At 41.9% G+C, this 14,829-nt stretch carries 10 protein-coding genes; 5 read left to right on the top strand and 5 right to left on the bottom strand.

The genetic code is table 11. The features are described 5' to 3' along the window. Window positions 1-61: 61 nt before the first annotated feature. Entirely contained in the window at window positions 62-991 is a 930-nt protein-coding gene (locus AC504W_RS13510) for a lysylphosphatidylglycerol synthase domain-containing protein (protein WP_494878274.1), read from the bottom strand. A gap of 115 nt (window positions 992-1,106) precedes the next feature. Here AC504W_RS13510 and AC504W_RS13505 point away from each other — a divergent pair, with 115 nt between their 5' ends. After that, window positions 1,107-1,940, top strand: a complete 834-nt coding sequence (locus AC504W_RS13505) for an alpha/beta fold hydrolase (protein ID WP_494879654.1) — start codon at window positions 1,107-1,109, stop codon at window positions 1,938-1,940. A 9-nt stretch (window positions 1,941-1,949) separates the two neighbouring features. Next, complete coding sequence (locus AC504W_RS13500) at window positions 1,950-2,903, top strand: alpha/beta hydrolase (protein ID WP_494878271.1); 954 nt, start codon at window positions 1,950-1,952, stop codon at window positions 2,901-2,903. Here AC504W_RS13500 and AC504W_RS13495 read toward each other — a convergent pair. Beyond that, a protein-coding gene (locus AC504W_RS13495) for an IS630 family transposase (protein ID WP_494873200.1) occupies window positions 2,884-3,761 on the bottom strand; the annotation gives its coding sequence in 2 pieces (ribosomal slippage) (window positions 2,884-3,429 and window positions 3,432-3,761; 876 coding nt in all). The genes AC504W_RS13500 and AC504W_RS13495 overlap by 20 nt on opposite strands. Window positions 3,762-3,920: 159 nt before the next feature. Here AC504W_RS13495 and AC504W_RS13490 point away from each other — a divergent pair. Next, a complete protein-coding gene (locus tag AC504W_RS13490; RefSeq protein WP_494878269.1) occupies window positions 3,921-4,823 on the top strand; it encodes an alpha/beta hydrolase in 903 nt (300 codons plus the stop codon). Between the two features lie 47 nt (window positions 4,824-4,870). Then, complete coding sequence (locus tag AC504W_RS13485) at window positions 4,871-6,541, top strand: phosphatidylglycerol lysyltransferase domain-containing protein (protein WP_494878268.1); 1,671 nt, start codon at window positions 4,871-4,873, stop codon at window positions 6,539-6,541. Window positions 6,542-6,743: 202 nt separating this feature from the next. On the opposite strand, the gene AC504W_RS13480 is transcribed toward AC504W_RS13485, so the two are convergent. The 3 genes from AC504W_RS13480 to AC504W_RS13470 form a co-directional block, all read right to left on the bottom strand. Beyond that, entirely contained in the window at window positions 6,744-7,754 is a 1,011-nt protein-coding gene (locus AC504W_RS13480; RefSeq protein ID WP_096576919.1) for a DnaJ C-terminal domain-containing protein, read from the bottom strand. Window positions 7,755-8,046: 292 nt separating this feature from the next. Beyond that, window positions 8,047-8,658 (bottom strand): AAA family ATPase, encoded by a 612-nt coding sequence (locus tag AC504W_RS13475; protein WP_494878266.1) that lies wholly within the window; start codon window positions 8,656-8,658, stop codon window positions 8,047-8,049. An 89-nt stretch (window positions 8,659-8,747) separates the two neighbouring features. Then, window positions 8,748-10,037: a glucose-1-phosphate adenylyltransferase gene (locus AC504W_RS13470; protein ID WP_494878264.1), complete on the bottom strand. Its 1,290-nt coding sequence runs from the start codon at window positions 10,035-10,037 to the stop codon at window positions 8,748-8,750. A gap of 399 nt (window positions 10,038-10,436) precedes the next feature. Here AC504W_RS13470 and AC504W_RS13465 point away from each other — a divergent pair, with 399 nt between their 5' ends. Further along, a complete protein-coding gene (locus tag AC504W_RS13465; RefSeq protein WP_494878262.1) occupies window positions 10,437-14,657 on the top strand; it encodes a chemotaxis protein CheB in 4,221 nt (1,406 codons plus the stop codon). The last annotated feature ends 172 nt before the right edge of the window (window positions 14,658-14,829 follow it).

Genomic DNA, 14,829 nt, shown 5'->3' with positions numbered 1-14,829 from the left:
AAATACTAATTTCGATACACTGATTTTAATTATGGGGATTTCCTTATTCCCTTTTAAAATTTTACCTTCGGTTTCTTCTAATTTCATCAAATACCAATACCTCTGTGGCGAATAGTAAAGGTAAAAAATAGTATATGCCGCGATAAGCCAGCATTGAGCCTAAAACAGCCGCCGCAGAAACTTTAGCTGAAATAATTAATAAAATTACTGTTTCAAATACACCTAAACCACCAGGAACATTACTCACAATTCCCGCGAACATTGCTAATAAATAAATTCCTAAAAAGTCTAGATAAGATAAAGCTATGTTGGTAGGTAATAGAGCATAAAGTACCGCTGCGGCTAACATCCAATCAAGGCTAGAAATAATTATTTGCATTAAGGATATTTGCCACGATGGAAAGCGAAACTCATGGCTGCGAATAATTAATGTGTGTTTAATAGCCAGACTACTAATTAAATAAATAATAATTGAGGTGAGAAATACCACACCAATAGGACGTACGGTGGTAAATGGTAAATGTAGTTGCGTAGGAATATTTAAAGGGTGAATCAGAAAGAGTAACCCAGCAACCGCAAACATTCCTAACCAAAAAGTGAAATTAACAAAGGCAATTATTTGGGCGATCGCCATTCGTGAAACTTGCCATCTAGAATAAAAACGATAGCGGATAGCACTACCTGTCAACAAGGCAAAACCGATAGTATTGCTGAAGCTAGAACTAATAAAATTAGTCAAAGCAATCTTTTGCCAGTGTAGGGCATGATGAATATAAGCAAAGCCCAAAATATCATAGCCAACCATCACTAAATAACCTAAAGCCGTCAACAAAATTGCCCAAATCAGGCGTTGTTTGGGAATTGCAGCGATCGCCGCCAGAATATCATGATAATTATACTCGCGTAGTTCGTTAGCGATCGCCAATACAGATAACACCAGCAGCAACAAGCCAAATAAAGAACTAAAGTTAATTCGCAGCTTTTTGGGCATTATTTAAATCCTATTCGCAAATATTCCATTACCTTGACACAGCATTGTCATATCACAGGTTTAAGCTTTGGATGGAAAACAATCACAGCTTAAATAAGTAATGTAGCAACTTTCCATGACGGATGATGACTGTTTTGAAGATGCTTTAGTAGGTTCCTCAATTCACCTGCGGCGAGGAATAAATCTACAAGTTTGCCATAGTCCTGGTGTGTCTCCACCGATAGTTTTTATCCACGGTGGAATGGGCAATCATTTTAACTTTAGAATGCAGTATGAATTTGCCCAAAATCAAGGTTGGGAAGTTCTAGCTTATGATTTAGCTGGACATGGAAAGTCTAGCTGTTACTCGCGTTATTCTATCGGACGACATTGCCGAGATTTAGGGCGATTATTACATAAGTTTGGCATTATATCGCCTGTGTTATTTTGTCATAGCTATGGCGTTCCTATCGGTTTAGAATTTGCCCAACACCATCAAGTAAGTGCCATGATTGCTATTGCTGGTGGAACTCATGATTTAGCACCTTGGTGGGAAATTCCGTTGATGAAGTTAATGGCTTGGGGTGGAAGATATCTTTATCATTTACCAAGAGTGCAAGTCTTCAATAACTTTCTCTCAACTTCTTACCGTCACAGCGTCATGGAAAGATTTTTTGCGGAAAATCCTATACCAACTGATTTTGATGCTTACAAAGCCTTAGAAATTTTTTGGGACTATAACTTTTTTGTTCGTCATCCACTACCGCAGAATTTGCATATTCCAACTTTAGTAATTACTGCGGGAAAAGACCCCATGTTTACCCAACAAATGGGGGATGAGTTAGCGAGTCACTTTGTGAACAGTACTCACTTACATTTTGCCCAAGCTGGACATCTCGTGATGGCAGAGTGTGCAGAGTTAGTTAATCAGGCGATCGCAAATTGGTTAAACCAACAAGTTTATTTTTAACTTCTGACTATGAACTACAAAAAAATCCTACTACTAATTGCAGTATTAAGTTTAGTTGGCTGTAAATATTCTCAAACTATCGCTGCTAAACCAGCAAAAACAATCATAGCTTCCTTACCAGCGCAACCAGATGCTAATATCTTAGCTACTCCCCTCACCTATAAAATTGAGTCTTACGACAGCCAAGTAATGCTAGGAAAACGCACCTACGGCGTTTCTTTACCCCCTGGCTATGAACAAAATTCCCAACAACGTTACCCCGTAATTTTTCTGCTTCATGGTGGACATGGTGAACCCATTGATTGGTTCAGTGATAAAAAAGGACAAGCACTCAAAACATTAACCAAACTCTACACCACAGGGAAATTACCACCCAGTATTATCATTACGCCCGATGGTAATGACAAACGTGGCTCTAGCCCCTATTTTGATCCCCAATATATCGACGGCCCCAATGGTAAAGTTTCTACAGCCGTGGGATCTGAACTGGTGAAAGTAGTGCAGAGTCGTTATCGCACTTTACCAAATCCCGATTTTTGGGCGATGGGTGGATTATCTTCTGGCGGTTGGGGGGCGATGAATGTCGGGTTGCATAATTTGCCGAACTTTTCAATTTTATTTAGTCATAGTGGTTATTTTAAAGATAATAGTGGAGCGCAAAATAGCCCAATAATTTATATTAAAACTCTGCCTAATCAAGCCAAAAAAAGATTGCGAATTTATCTAGATTCAGGGCTATCTGATACCGAAGAGCTTGATGATGCTAAAGCATTTATGCAAGTTCTTAGCCAACAAAAAATTTACAATCAATTTCGACAGTTTCCTGGCAGTCATACTTGGCAATATTGGCGAGAACATTTAGCCGATTCTCTAACATTTGTTGGCGAACAATTTCGGATTGCGGAAATTGCCCATGCTGCTGATATAGCTGTAGCCAACTTCGTTAGGACGCTGCTTGTTTGAGAACAGTTTCCATTGCATCACGTAAATTATTAGAATGAGGTAATAGCTTGCGAACCTTACTCTTCAAAGTTGCCCAACACTTTTCAATACGATTGAGGTCTGGCGAATAGGGTGGCAGATAGATTAACTGACAGCCTGCGGCTTCAATTAATTGAGCAATCCTACCGCCCCGATGAAACGTGGCATTATCTACAATCACCCACTGGCCTGAACATAACACCGGAATCAAGCAATTTTCTAACCAAGTCTCAAACACGGTACGGTTACAAGCCCCCTCGACAGTAAATGGCGCAATCACTTTTCCTTGTCGATACCCAGCAATCATATTAATGCGACCCTGCCGTCTACCTGATTTGAGGTCATAGAATCGCTCCCCTATTGGGGAGTATCCGTAGCCGTAGTTGTCGCGTTCATCCATGCCAGACTCATCAACATATACTAGATGCGATGCTTTCGGATTTTCCAGTTGTGCTAAGAACGCTGCCCGTTTGGCTTCGTCTCGTTGACTATATCCGTAAGTTTTTTTTTACGCGAATTTCCTATCTTTCCTAACGCTCTGGAAATCGTGCGCTGGCTAATCTCTCCCTCCCATACCTGTGCCATCTCAGTCTGAGTTTTATCCCCATGCTCTTTAACAAAGGTGCGAAACTTCTCCCAATCACCGATTTTGCCATTGTGCGGCGATACTTTCCTCTGTTTAGGCTTGACATCACCTGTTTCGGCTTTGCGTTGAAACCACAAGTTAATTGTGTTGCGACTGATATTGAACAGAAGGCTTGCCTCGCACTTTTTGAGACCATCTAATTCAATCGCTTGCATAACTTTTCGCCGGAAATCATCACTATAAGCTTTTGCCATTGGGATGAGGTAGATGCAATGCTAACTCTTATAGTTTACGTCCTAATCTTTCTGGCTATGGCTATAATTTAGGTGTTAATCAGCCAACACATAAATAATAATATCCCCGACTTATTTAAGAAGTCGGGGATATTAGCCTCTTTTACGAGCTATAAATACATGAAAATTTCTAAAATTTTTCTAAGTTTAGCAGGTGCGATCGCTATTCTTAGTACTACAACATATTACTATGTTTTTATCTTAGGTGCGCCACAATTAGATCCACCCCAAAAACAAGCAGATACAGGCTTAAAATTTCAGATAGAAACTTTCAATTCCCAAGCGATGGGTACAGTTCGCCAATATGGTGTGATTTTACCTCCTAACTATCATAAAAATCTCCAAACCCGCTATCCAGTTATATTTTTATTACATGGTGGTCATGATGATGCGCGTGCTTATGCTGACAAATATGCCATCATCAGCGTATTACATGAATTATATAAAACTGGCAAATTACCACCATCAATTATCATTACACCAGATGGTAATGATAATCGCGGTTCTAGCCCTTTATATGACCCCGATTATTATGATGGGACTAATGGCAAAATTGCCACTTTAATTGGTTTAGAATTAGTACAAGTTGTTAAGTCACGCTACCGGACTTTAGACCAACCACAATTTTGGGCTTTAGGAGGTCTATCTTCTGGTGGATGGGGAGCATTTAATATTGGGTTACGCTATCTCAACAACTTCAATATATTATTTAGTCATAGCGGTTACTTTACCGATAACAGTGGAGCGCAAAATAGTCCTTTACAAATAGTTCAACAGCTATCAATAGCTGATAAAAAACGACTAAGAATATATCTTGATGCAGGGTTGAATGATTCTAATTTATTGGCTTCTACTAAAGCTTTTCACGAAGTACTAAATAAATTAAATATAGCTAATGTCTTCTATGCTTTTCCTGGAGGTCACGGTTTATCTGGAACCGATATTGGCTGGAATTACTTTCACAAGCATTTAAAAGATTCCCTATCTTATGTGGGAGAACAATTTAAAGCAGCTAAAAAATAGTTACGTGGATTTTAGTAGATAAATATAATAATAATTTAAACTAACTAATGATTAAGAACTTCAAAACTCAAATTGGACTTTGGAGCGTAGCTGTCCTAACTGGGTTAGTGGGAATAGTCAATGTTTTATCCGCAGTTACACCAAACTTGTATGGGCGGAATCATTGGTTAAAAGAATTTTTACCCTTTGAAATTCGTGCCAGCGGTCATATATTTGCTGCCCTAACAGGCTTTGTTTTGCTAACATTAGCGACTAATTTATTACGCCGTAAGCGTGTTGCTTGGCTATTATCAATTAGTCTATTAATTATTTCGATTTTTAGCCATCTACTCAAAGGATTAGATTATGAAGAAAGTATATTGTCTGGTATCTTGCTAGGACAATTAATTTTGATGCGCCATGTGTTTACAGCCCAATCAGATAGACCTTCAATTGCTAGAGGTGTGCGGGTATTGATTGGGGCTTTGCTGTTTACCTTGGCTTATGGAACAGTAGGATTTTATTTATTAGATGGTAAATTTACAGAAAATTTTAATTGGCGAGAAGCCATAATTCAGACTTTGGCAATGTTTTTTGCGGAAGATAATTGGAGGCTACAACCTACTACTAAATTTGGAGATTTTTTTGCTAATTCTATATATGTAATTGCTGCCAGCACAGTTACCTTTGCAGTCGTGATGCTGTTGCAGCCTGTATTTTTGGCAAATCCAGCAACTTCCATTGAACGACAAAAAGCCAAAGAAATTGTTGAACATTATGGTTGCTCTTCGTTAGCAGCATTTACACTGTTAAGCGATAAAAGTTACTTTTTTAGTCCTTCTGGTAAAAGTGTGATTGCTTATGTGCCGAAAGGACGGGGTGCGATCGCTCTTGGAGATCCCATCGGCCCAATTGAAGACCGCAAAGAAGTAATTGTCAGTTTTCAGCAGTTTTGTCAACGCAACGATTGGTATCCTGCTTTTTATCAAACTTTACCCGACGATATCGACCTCTATACTTCGCTAGGATTTAGGGTACTGAAGATTGGCGAAGAGGCGATCGTTGACTTGCAGAACTTTACTCTACAAGGTAAAGCGGGTAAAAACTTTCGCCCATCAATTAATCGGTTAACGAAACTTGGATATCAAGTCAACTTTTATCAACCGCCCATAGCAAATGACTTGTTACATCAACTCAAACCTGTGAGCGACGAATGGTTAAAGATGGCGCAAGGTTCGGAAAAACGCTTTTCTTTAGGGTGGTTTGACGAAACTTATCTGCGTAATTGCATAATTGCTGTTGTGCATACTCCAGAAGGTGGGATTGCGGCTTTCACCAACGTTTTACCAGAGTATCAGCTAAACGAAATCACCATTGATATGATGCGCCATCGTTCCACAATGGAAAATGGGATGATGGACTTTCTGTTTACTTCCCTGCTGCAACATTTTAAAGAAGAAGGCTACGATAGCTTTAATTTTGGACTTTCCGCTTTGGCTGGAGTTGGTGACAATCCAGAGTCACGCCGCTTAGAGAAAGTTCTACACTATCTTTACGAACATTTAAACCACTTTTACAACTTCCAAGGCTTACACGCCTACAAAGACAAGTTTCGTCCCAGTTGGGAACCCCGTTATTTGGTTTATCCTAGTTTAACGGCTTTACCCAATGTCGTTGTCGGCTTAATACGCGCCGACTCAGGCGATCGCCTCCTCGATTATTTCAAACCAGGAGCCTAATTATAGCAGGGGGCAGGGGGCAGGAGGCAAAAGGCAGGGGGCAGGAAGTAAAAGTCTTTACTATGCCTGGCATTCATGCTTTTCAATTTCCTCACTTATACTTCGACTGCTATAAATAAATTTTGGATTTTATTAGCTTAAGTATAATCGCGTAATTCGTAATTATAGCAGGAATGAAAAATTACGAATTACGGATGCAAAATTACAACTTAACTTGTTGTAAATGACTGCGGGGGTTATATGTACGTATCGCCCTAATTTTTTCATAATACTCGCGTTCTTGTGGGCTGAGGTCTTTTGGTGGGGCGATCGCCACTTTCACCATTTGATCACCGCGGCCACCTTTAGGTAGCGGCCAGCCTTTACCCCGTAAACGTAACGATTGACCAGAACGCACTCCCGCAGGCAGCTTAACATTTACATTGCCATCGGGTGTAGGCACATCAATCGAAGCTCCCAAGGTGGCTTCATCGGGTGTAATTGGCACTTCACAAACCAAATTATCGCCTTCAATTTGGAAGAACGAGTGAGGTTGCAGTTCAACTTTTAAATATAAATCTCCCCGTTGTTGCGTCATGGGGTTGATTTGACCTTTACCCCGCACCCGCAAACGAGTACCGGGTTTAGCACCAGCGGGAATACGAACGTCAATGGTTTCATTCCCCAAACTAAAGCGCTTCTGTACACCAGCAAAGGCTTCCGCAAAAGTCAAGCTAATTGTCGCTTCCGTATCTGGAGCAGCACCAGCACCAACATCTTGGAAACCAAAATCGTTAAAACCGCTGCCAAAACCGCCACCAGGTCTACCTGTAGCCGTGCGATAAGAGTAGTTTTGTCTGCCAGTTGAGCGAGTACCAGGCGCACCACCACCAAAGCGGCCTAACAACTCATTAATAAATTCATCAAAACTGCCGTATTGGCTGAAATCGAAACCATTCATATCAACCCCAGCACCGCCGCCAGGGAAACCTTCACCCACTTGTTTCCAATATTGACCAAATTGGTCATATTTTTTGCGCTTATCTGGGTCAGATAAGACTTCGTAGGCTTCGTTGACTTCTTTAAACCGAGCTTCTGCTTGTTTGTTACCTGGATTAACATCAGGGTGAAACTTGCGGGCTAGTTTACGAAAGGCTTGCTTAATTTCTTCTGGAGTGGCAGTCTTACTAACTCCCAAAAGTGAATAATAATCTTTGAAGTCGGTTGCAGCCATCTACCAGCCTCCTGTAGAAATTTCCTTTAAGTTTTTTTGTAAGATGGGAGATTTATATTTTGCTAGGTATAATGCCCAGCAATGAGATTCTGATTTTAAATTAACAAACAATACACCAAATCAAGTGGGGTTCTTGCTCACTACACCAGCGCAATTTCCGTACTCTGGAAAAAAGGAGTGAAGTCTGAAGTCTGAACTTTCATCCCCCTGCCCCCTGATTTCTGCCCCCTGATTTCTGCCCCCTGCCCCCTGCTTTCTGCCCCCTGCCTCCTGCCTCCTGACCATTGACTCTTCACCCTATTTTAATCAAGTCGTCTAATCCTTCTTCTACACTTGGTGGAGCGTCCCGGAGTTGACGGTGCATCCGCAAGATTACTTCTTCGGGAACTTGGCGATCGCGGCGTTTATTTCGGGCTAAACACAGCCATACTGGTGTAGTAATCCAAATTCCGACGATTTGAGTAAAGCCTAAGTTGCGGGTGAAAGCGATAAGTTCGCGGCGGTGGCTTCTTTGGGCATTAGTTGCATCAAAAATCACTGATTGATTGACGCTAATAGTTTGTTGGAGTTGCCGTTCAACTTCTTGCCAAACCAGAAACCAAGGCCCTTGAATTATTTCATCCCCAAACAATTGCCCCCGGATAGCATCTGTAGAAATCAGCTGCATCTGGGGGCATTCAGCAATTAATTGTTTTGCCACAGTTGACTTACCGCTACCCGGAAGGCCAATGAGTAGTATAAGTTGTGTTAGCGGTAGCGGGGCGTTCAGCCCGTGCTGAGTGCTGAGAAGCCACTGCGTTAGGCGGGTTTCCCGACTTGTTCGTCGAAGGCGTTCCCGAATGGTAGCAAGTGGCGTTGCTGAGTCAGAAGCTAACAGAGAACAGTGGTAATCAGTTATACTCATAACTCCAAGTTGAAAACTCAGCACTTTTAACTCAGCAAGAAGTTGCAAGGGGGGTTTCCCTCCGGGCAAACTTCGGTGATTCAGCACTTTTAAATAATTGTGCCATCAGGAATCACAGCGTTTTTCAAAACAACGACAATACCGCTACGGATGTAAAAGCCTTGACCTTCACGGTCAGCTTCTTGCACGTTATCTTTGTTGATAATTTTCACATCGTGACCAATGCGAGCATTTTTATCAATAATTGCCCGACGAATAATGGTATCTGTACCAATACCTACGGGGATGTCATTTTTTTCGATGCTGCATTGACGTTCGACGGAAGCTTGATAAAAGTCTGCACCCATGAGCAAAGATTCCTCGATGACACAGCCCGATTCAATCCGCGATCGCACACCTAAAACTGAATGTTGAATGCGGCAGTTTTTCAAAATACAGCCTTCACCAATAATTGATTCGGTGACATGGCACTCTAATAATTTGGTAGGTGGTAGATAACGTGGGCGTGTGTAAATCGGTGCTTCTTCATCGTAGAAGCTAAAAGGTGGTTGTGGTTGCTGGGTCAAGGCTAAATTGGCATTATAAAATGCTTCAATAGTCCCAATATCTTCCCAGTAATCATCAAATAAATAAGCTTGAATGTTGTAATCTTGGGCGGCATCAGGAATAATTTCTTTGCCAAAATCAGTCCTTTCTAATTTTTCCCGCAACAACTTGATCAAAACTTCTCTTTTGAAAACATAAATCCCCATTGAGGCGATGTATGGCTGTTGTTGGGCTTGTTCTTTATTTAAACCCAAGACAGTGGTATCAACCTGCATTTTAGCTAGAGCCTCACCTTTGGGCTTTTCACTAAAATCAATCACTCTACCAGCTTGATCAATTTTCATCAAACCAAAATCAGAAGCCCGGCGATCGTCAATGGGTATTACTGAGAGGGTAATATCAGCATTGGTGTCTCGATGGCGCTGAATAAATTGGCGGTAATCCATCCGGTAAAGATGATCACCAGAAAGAATCAAATACTCATCTACATCCCATTCCTCCAACATCCATAGATACTGACGCACCGCATCGGCTGTACCTTGGAACCAGTTTGGGTTTTCTGGTGTTTGCTGTGCAGCTAACACTTCCACAAACCCTTCACTGAATCCACTAAAATTGTAGGTACGCGCAATGTGACGGTTCAGAGAAGCTGAGTTGAATTGTGTCAGGACGTAGATTTTAAAAATTTCCGAGTTAATACAGTTACTAACAGGGATATCGATTAAGCGATACTTCCCTGCCACTGGTACTGCTGGTTTTGCCCGGAGTTTGGTTAAAGGGTAAAGGCGGGTGCCTGCGCCACCACCGAGAATGATTGCTAAAACTTTTTTCACAAAATTTCTCCCGACTGCCTTTCAACTCTCACTCCCAGTTTATGACTGTATGTAGCCTCTGATAAGGGGGGATCGAAGATTCTCAGAAATGAATTTGGGAAAATCACGTAAAAAGGGAATGGCAAAGTCTTTTGGTATCAATGTTTGATGATTCGTTCAGATATTCATCTAAGTGGCAGGGGCAATCTTGAATATCTCAGATCCAAAAATTAGTTCACCCAACTTTCTCTGTGAGAAACAGTGCAATGAAATTAGCAGTATGAGGAGCGTGCATACTGTGACATACTTGCTCCTAAATCTTAGCTGCATAATATCTATCTCTAGCAGGCTAAAGTCAAGCGATGCAACAGCTTATTTTATTTACAGGTCATGCAACAACCCCATCATCGTTTATAGATCATGAACCCTAGGCGGCCAAAAAAACCTCAGTCTTCTACTCCTGACCAAGAATATCAGGGAAATCAAAATGAATTATTTCCCATTGTAGGGATTGGTGCATCTGCCGGAGGTTTAGAAGCATTTACCCAATTACTTAGCCATTTGTCTAGTGATACTGGTATGGGATTTGTGTTGATTCAGCACTTAAGCCCCGACCAAAAAAGTATGTTGGTTGAGATTCTGTCACGAACTACTCAAATGCCGGTACTGCAAGCAGAAAATGAGATGGTGATAGAACCGAATCATGTTTATGTGATTCCCCCCAATGCCATGATGACCATCTCGGAGGGAAAACTACAACTGAGTCCGCGTCAAAAGATTCGCGGTCACGTTATGTCAGTTGATACGTTCTTTTTTTCCTTGGCGCAAGAACGGGGAAGCAAAGCTATTGGGGTGGTGTTGTCTGGGGGCGATGCTGATGGTGCTAGGGGTTTAGAAGCAATTAAGGAAGCGGGAGGAATTACCTTTGCCCAATGTGAAGAATCGGCACAAGTGAGTAGTATGCCGAATACGGCGGTGGCTTCTGGTCAGGTAGACTTTGTGTTAACACCACAAGCGATCGCTCAAGAATTAGCCAAAATCAGTCATCATCCTTATGTTAGCCATCCCATCTCCGAAAAATCGGCTGAAGTTATCACCACAGATGGCAATGCTCTTTCCACCATCTTTAGTTTGTTAAAAGCTGCTACAGGGGTTGATTTTAACCACTACAAGCAAACCACTCTCAAGCGGCGCATTCTGCGGCGGATGATTTTATATAAGTTAGAGAGATTAGAAGATTATCTACGTTATCTTCAGGATCATCCGGCAGAAGTGACAGCCTTGTATTACGACGTACTAATTACGCTGACGAGTTTCTTCCGCGATCCGGAAGCGTTTGAAGCTTTAAAAACCAAAGTATTTCCGATTATTACCAAAGAACCAAGTGATTCTGCCATTCGCATCTGGGTGGCGGGATGTTCCACGGGTGAAGAAGCCTACTCAATTGCGATTTGCTTACTGGAATATTTGCACAATCAAGGAATTAATCGGCCTATCCAACTGTTTGCTACTGATGTTAATGAGATAGCCATTGAAAAAGCCAGAATCGGTATTTACAAGCATAACCAATTAATCGAGGTTTCAGCCGATCGCCTCCAGCGCTTTTTTGTCCCTGTAGAAGGCGGCTATCAAATTAGCAAGCCAGTGCGAGAAGTGTGCGTTTTTGCCAGACAAAACCTGATGGCTGATGCGCCTTTTTCGCGCCTAGATTTGATTACCTGTCGCAATGTCCTGATTTATTTGGGTTCTGGTGTTCAAAAGAAACTCCTCCCCATTTTTCACTATGGTTTGAAGCCAACAGGCTTTTTAATGCTAGGCACATCAGAGACCGTCGGCGAGTTTAACAACTTGTTTGCTTTGATTGACCGCAAGTATAAAATTTACTCTAGCAAAATGGCTGCTACTCGGCCGACGATTGATTTAGTTACCAATAATTATGCCATCGGGGCTACCAATCAGCCGCCACTAGTCAGAGAAGAGATGGCGAATGACTTAGAAATTCAAAAAGTGGCTGACGGGATTATCTTAAACCAATACGCTCCCGTTGGTGTAATTATTGACAATGACCTAGAAGTTGTCCAATTTCGGGGACAAACTAATCCTTATCTGCAAATCCCATCAGGCAGACCCAGTTTTAATCTGCTGAAGATGGCTAAAGAAGAATTACGGCTAGAACTACGCACTGCTATCCACCAAGCCAAAAAGCACGGAATAGCGGTGACTAAAGAAGGTATCCAAATTAAAGACGCAGATCAAGTCAAACGGCTCAGAATTGATGTGATCCCATTTGATGCGCCTGTAGTAGTTACAGGACGCTACTTTTTGGTGATGTTTGCAGAGATGAGCGCGATCGCCACTTCTATGTTAGGTGTAGCTGGTGAAGAGTCAAGCCCAGCCACCAGTAATCGCACCCGCAATCGCGGACGCAAACCAAGCGATGATCAAAAGGAAATTAACCAACTCAAACAAGATTTAGCCACAACAAAAGAATATTTACAATCGATTATTGAAGAACAACAAGCGACTAATCAAGACTTGAGAGCCGCTAACGAAGAAATTCTTTCTAGTAACGAAGAATTGCAAAGCACCAATGAAGAACTAGAAACGGCTAAAGAAGAAATTCAGGCAACTAATGAAGAATTAAACACAATTAACGACGAACTGCAACGCCGCAATCTCGAATCAACTCAAGTCAGTAACGATTTACAGAATCTTCTCAGCAGTATCAATCTGCCAATTATTATGCTGGGAGGCGATTTACGCATTCGTCGCTTTACTCCTGTAGCCGAAAGAATTTTTAACCTGATTCCTTCGGATGTCGGGCGACCATTTAGTGATATTAATCACAACTTAAATATTCCTGACTTAGAACAGCAGATTATCGAAGTCATACGTACACTCAACTTTAAAACTCAAGAGGTACAAGACCAAGAGGGACACTGGTATGATTTACGCATTCGTCCCTATCGCACAATAGACAACAAAATTGACGGTGCTGTAGTGGTTTTGGTGGATATTGACGAACTCAAACGCAGCGCCAAGCAAATTTTAGCAGCCAGAGATTACGCCGAAGCAATTGTCGCCACTGTGCGAGAATCTTTGGTAGTGTTAGATACAGATTTACGCGTAATTACCGCTAATCAGTTTTTCTACGAAAAATTTCAGGTATTGCCAGCAGAAACCGAACAGTGCTTGATTTATGAAATCGGCAATGGGCAGTGGAATATCCCGCAATTGCGATCGCTCCTAGAAGAAGTTCTGCCCCACCAAAGCCAATTTCAAGACATGGAAGTTGAACATATATTTGAGCAAATTGGTCAGAAAATTATGCGGCTGAATGCGCGGAAACTGACGCACATTCACGATGCACCAATGATCCTTTTAGTCATTGAAGATATTACTCAACAAAAGCAGTTAGAAATAGAACGGACTCAACTTTTGGCTCAAGAACAATCTGCCCGTGAAACATCCGAAACAGCCAATCGTGCCAAAGATGAATTTTTATCAATTCTTTCTCATGAACTGCGAAACCCCCTGAATGCGATGCTGGGTTGGGCTAACTTACTGCGAACTCACCAATTGGATGAAGAGACAGTGAATCAGGGTTTAGAAGCCATTGAACGCAGCGCCCAGGCTCAAGCCCATCTGATTAGTGATTTGTTGGATATTTCCCGTATTAGCTCAGGTAGACTGCGAATGGAAGCTCAATTTATTGAGCTTGTGCCGATTATTGAAGATGCGATCGCCGTTGTTCGTCTAGCCGCAGAAACCAAAAACATTCAAATCAACACGAGTTTAGCTCCCTCCAGCAGACCGATAGTCGGTGATCCAGTTCGCTTACAGCAAGTTGTCTGGAATTTACTGTCTAATGCCATTAAATTTACCCCAAATGGAGGGAGAATTGATGTCAAATTAAAATACGCTGCTTTTCAAGCGCAAATTCAAGTCAGCGACACAGGTCAAGGTATCAATCCTGAATTTCTCCCTTATCTTTTTGAACGCTTCCGTCAAGCTGATGGTAGCAGAACTCGCTCAAATGCTGGGTTAGGACTAGGACTTTCGATTGTGCATCACTTGATAGAACTCCACGGCGGTACAGTAGAAGCCCACAGCCGTGGAGAAGGTCAAGGCGCAACATTTATTGTCAAGCTACCACTACAAAATAACCAAAACGAAACTTCGGATATATCTACTACGTTGCCATTTTTCACCAGAAACAGTCCGCCGGAAATCTCAACTGATGAACTTCCTTCCCTAGTAGGTATGCGGATACTGGTGGTGGACGACGAACCAGATATCCGTCGGTTATTTCAATTAATTTTAGAAGAATATGGAATTCATGTCACAGCAGTCGCCTCAGCCAGCGCTGCACTATCAACTCTGATGGCCAATCCTAGGGGGTATGATGCACTGTTGTCTGATATCGGTCTCCCAGGAGAAGACGGTTATACACTGATTCGGCAAGTCAGGGCGCTGAGTCCCGCCGTCGGTGGACAAATTCCCGCCGCTGCCCTCACAGCTTATGCTGGTCATACAGAATATACCGAAGCTTTAGCCGCCGGATATCAAATGCACCTAGCTAAACCGATTGAACCCCAACAATTAATAGTTTTAGTTGCCGCTTTGACGGGGCGGATTTGAAGTAAGCTGTTAAACATTTAATTTGCACATTGAGACAGCAGGGGGGCAGGGGGCAGGGAGCAAGGGAGAGATTTTGCAGCTTTTACTACTATGAAAATAGTGCAATTTAAATGACGATTAGCTTACTAAGTGAATCAATTTTGGATTTTAGATTGAAAGATTTTTCTAATCT

This window comes from Nostoc sp. C96, from assembly GCF_059384975.1.
Note: the sequence above shows the minus strand (reverse complement) of the source record. Positions and strands in the feature narration are given on the sequence as shown.

Coding starts and splice junctions, on each gene's coding strand:
- AC504W_RS13480 (WP_096576919.1), bottom strand. CDS start 7,754: ATGGCTGCAACCGACTTCAAAGATTATTATTCACTTTTGGGAGTTAGT.
- AC504W_RS13505 (WP_494879654.1), top strand. CDS start 1,107: ATGACGGATGATGACTGTTTTGAAGATGCTTTAGTAGGTTCCTCAATT.
- AC504W_RS13490 (WP_494878269.1), top strand. CDS start 3,921: ATGAAAATTTCTAAAATTTTTCTAAGTTTAGCAGGTGCGATCGCTATT.
- AC504W_RS13485 (WP_494878268.1), top strand. CDS start 4,871: ATGATTAAGAACTTCAAAACTCAAATTGGACTTTGGAGCGTAGCTGTC.
- AC504W_RS13465 (WP_494878262.1), top strand. CDS start 10,437: ATGAACCCTAGGCGGCCAAAAAAACCTCAGTCTTCTACTCCTGACCAA.
- AC504W_RS13500 (WP_494878271.1), top strand. CDS start 1,950: ATGAACTACAAAAAAATCCTACTACTAATTGCAGTATTAAGTTTAGTT.
- AC504W_RS13475 (WP_494878266.1), bottom strand. CDS start 8,658: ATGAGTATAACTGATTACCACTGTTCTCTGTTAGCTTCTGACTCAGCA.
- AC504W_RS13510 (WP_494878274.1), bottom strand. CDS start 991: ATGCCCAAAAAGCTGCGAATTAACTTTAGTTCTTTATTTGGCTTGTTG.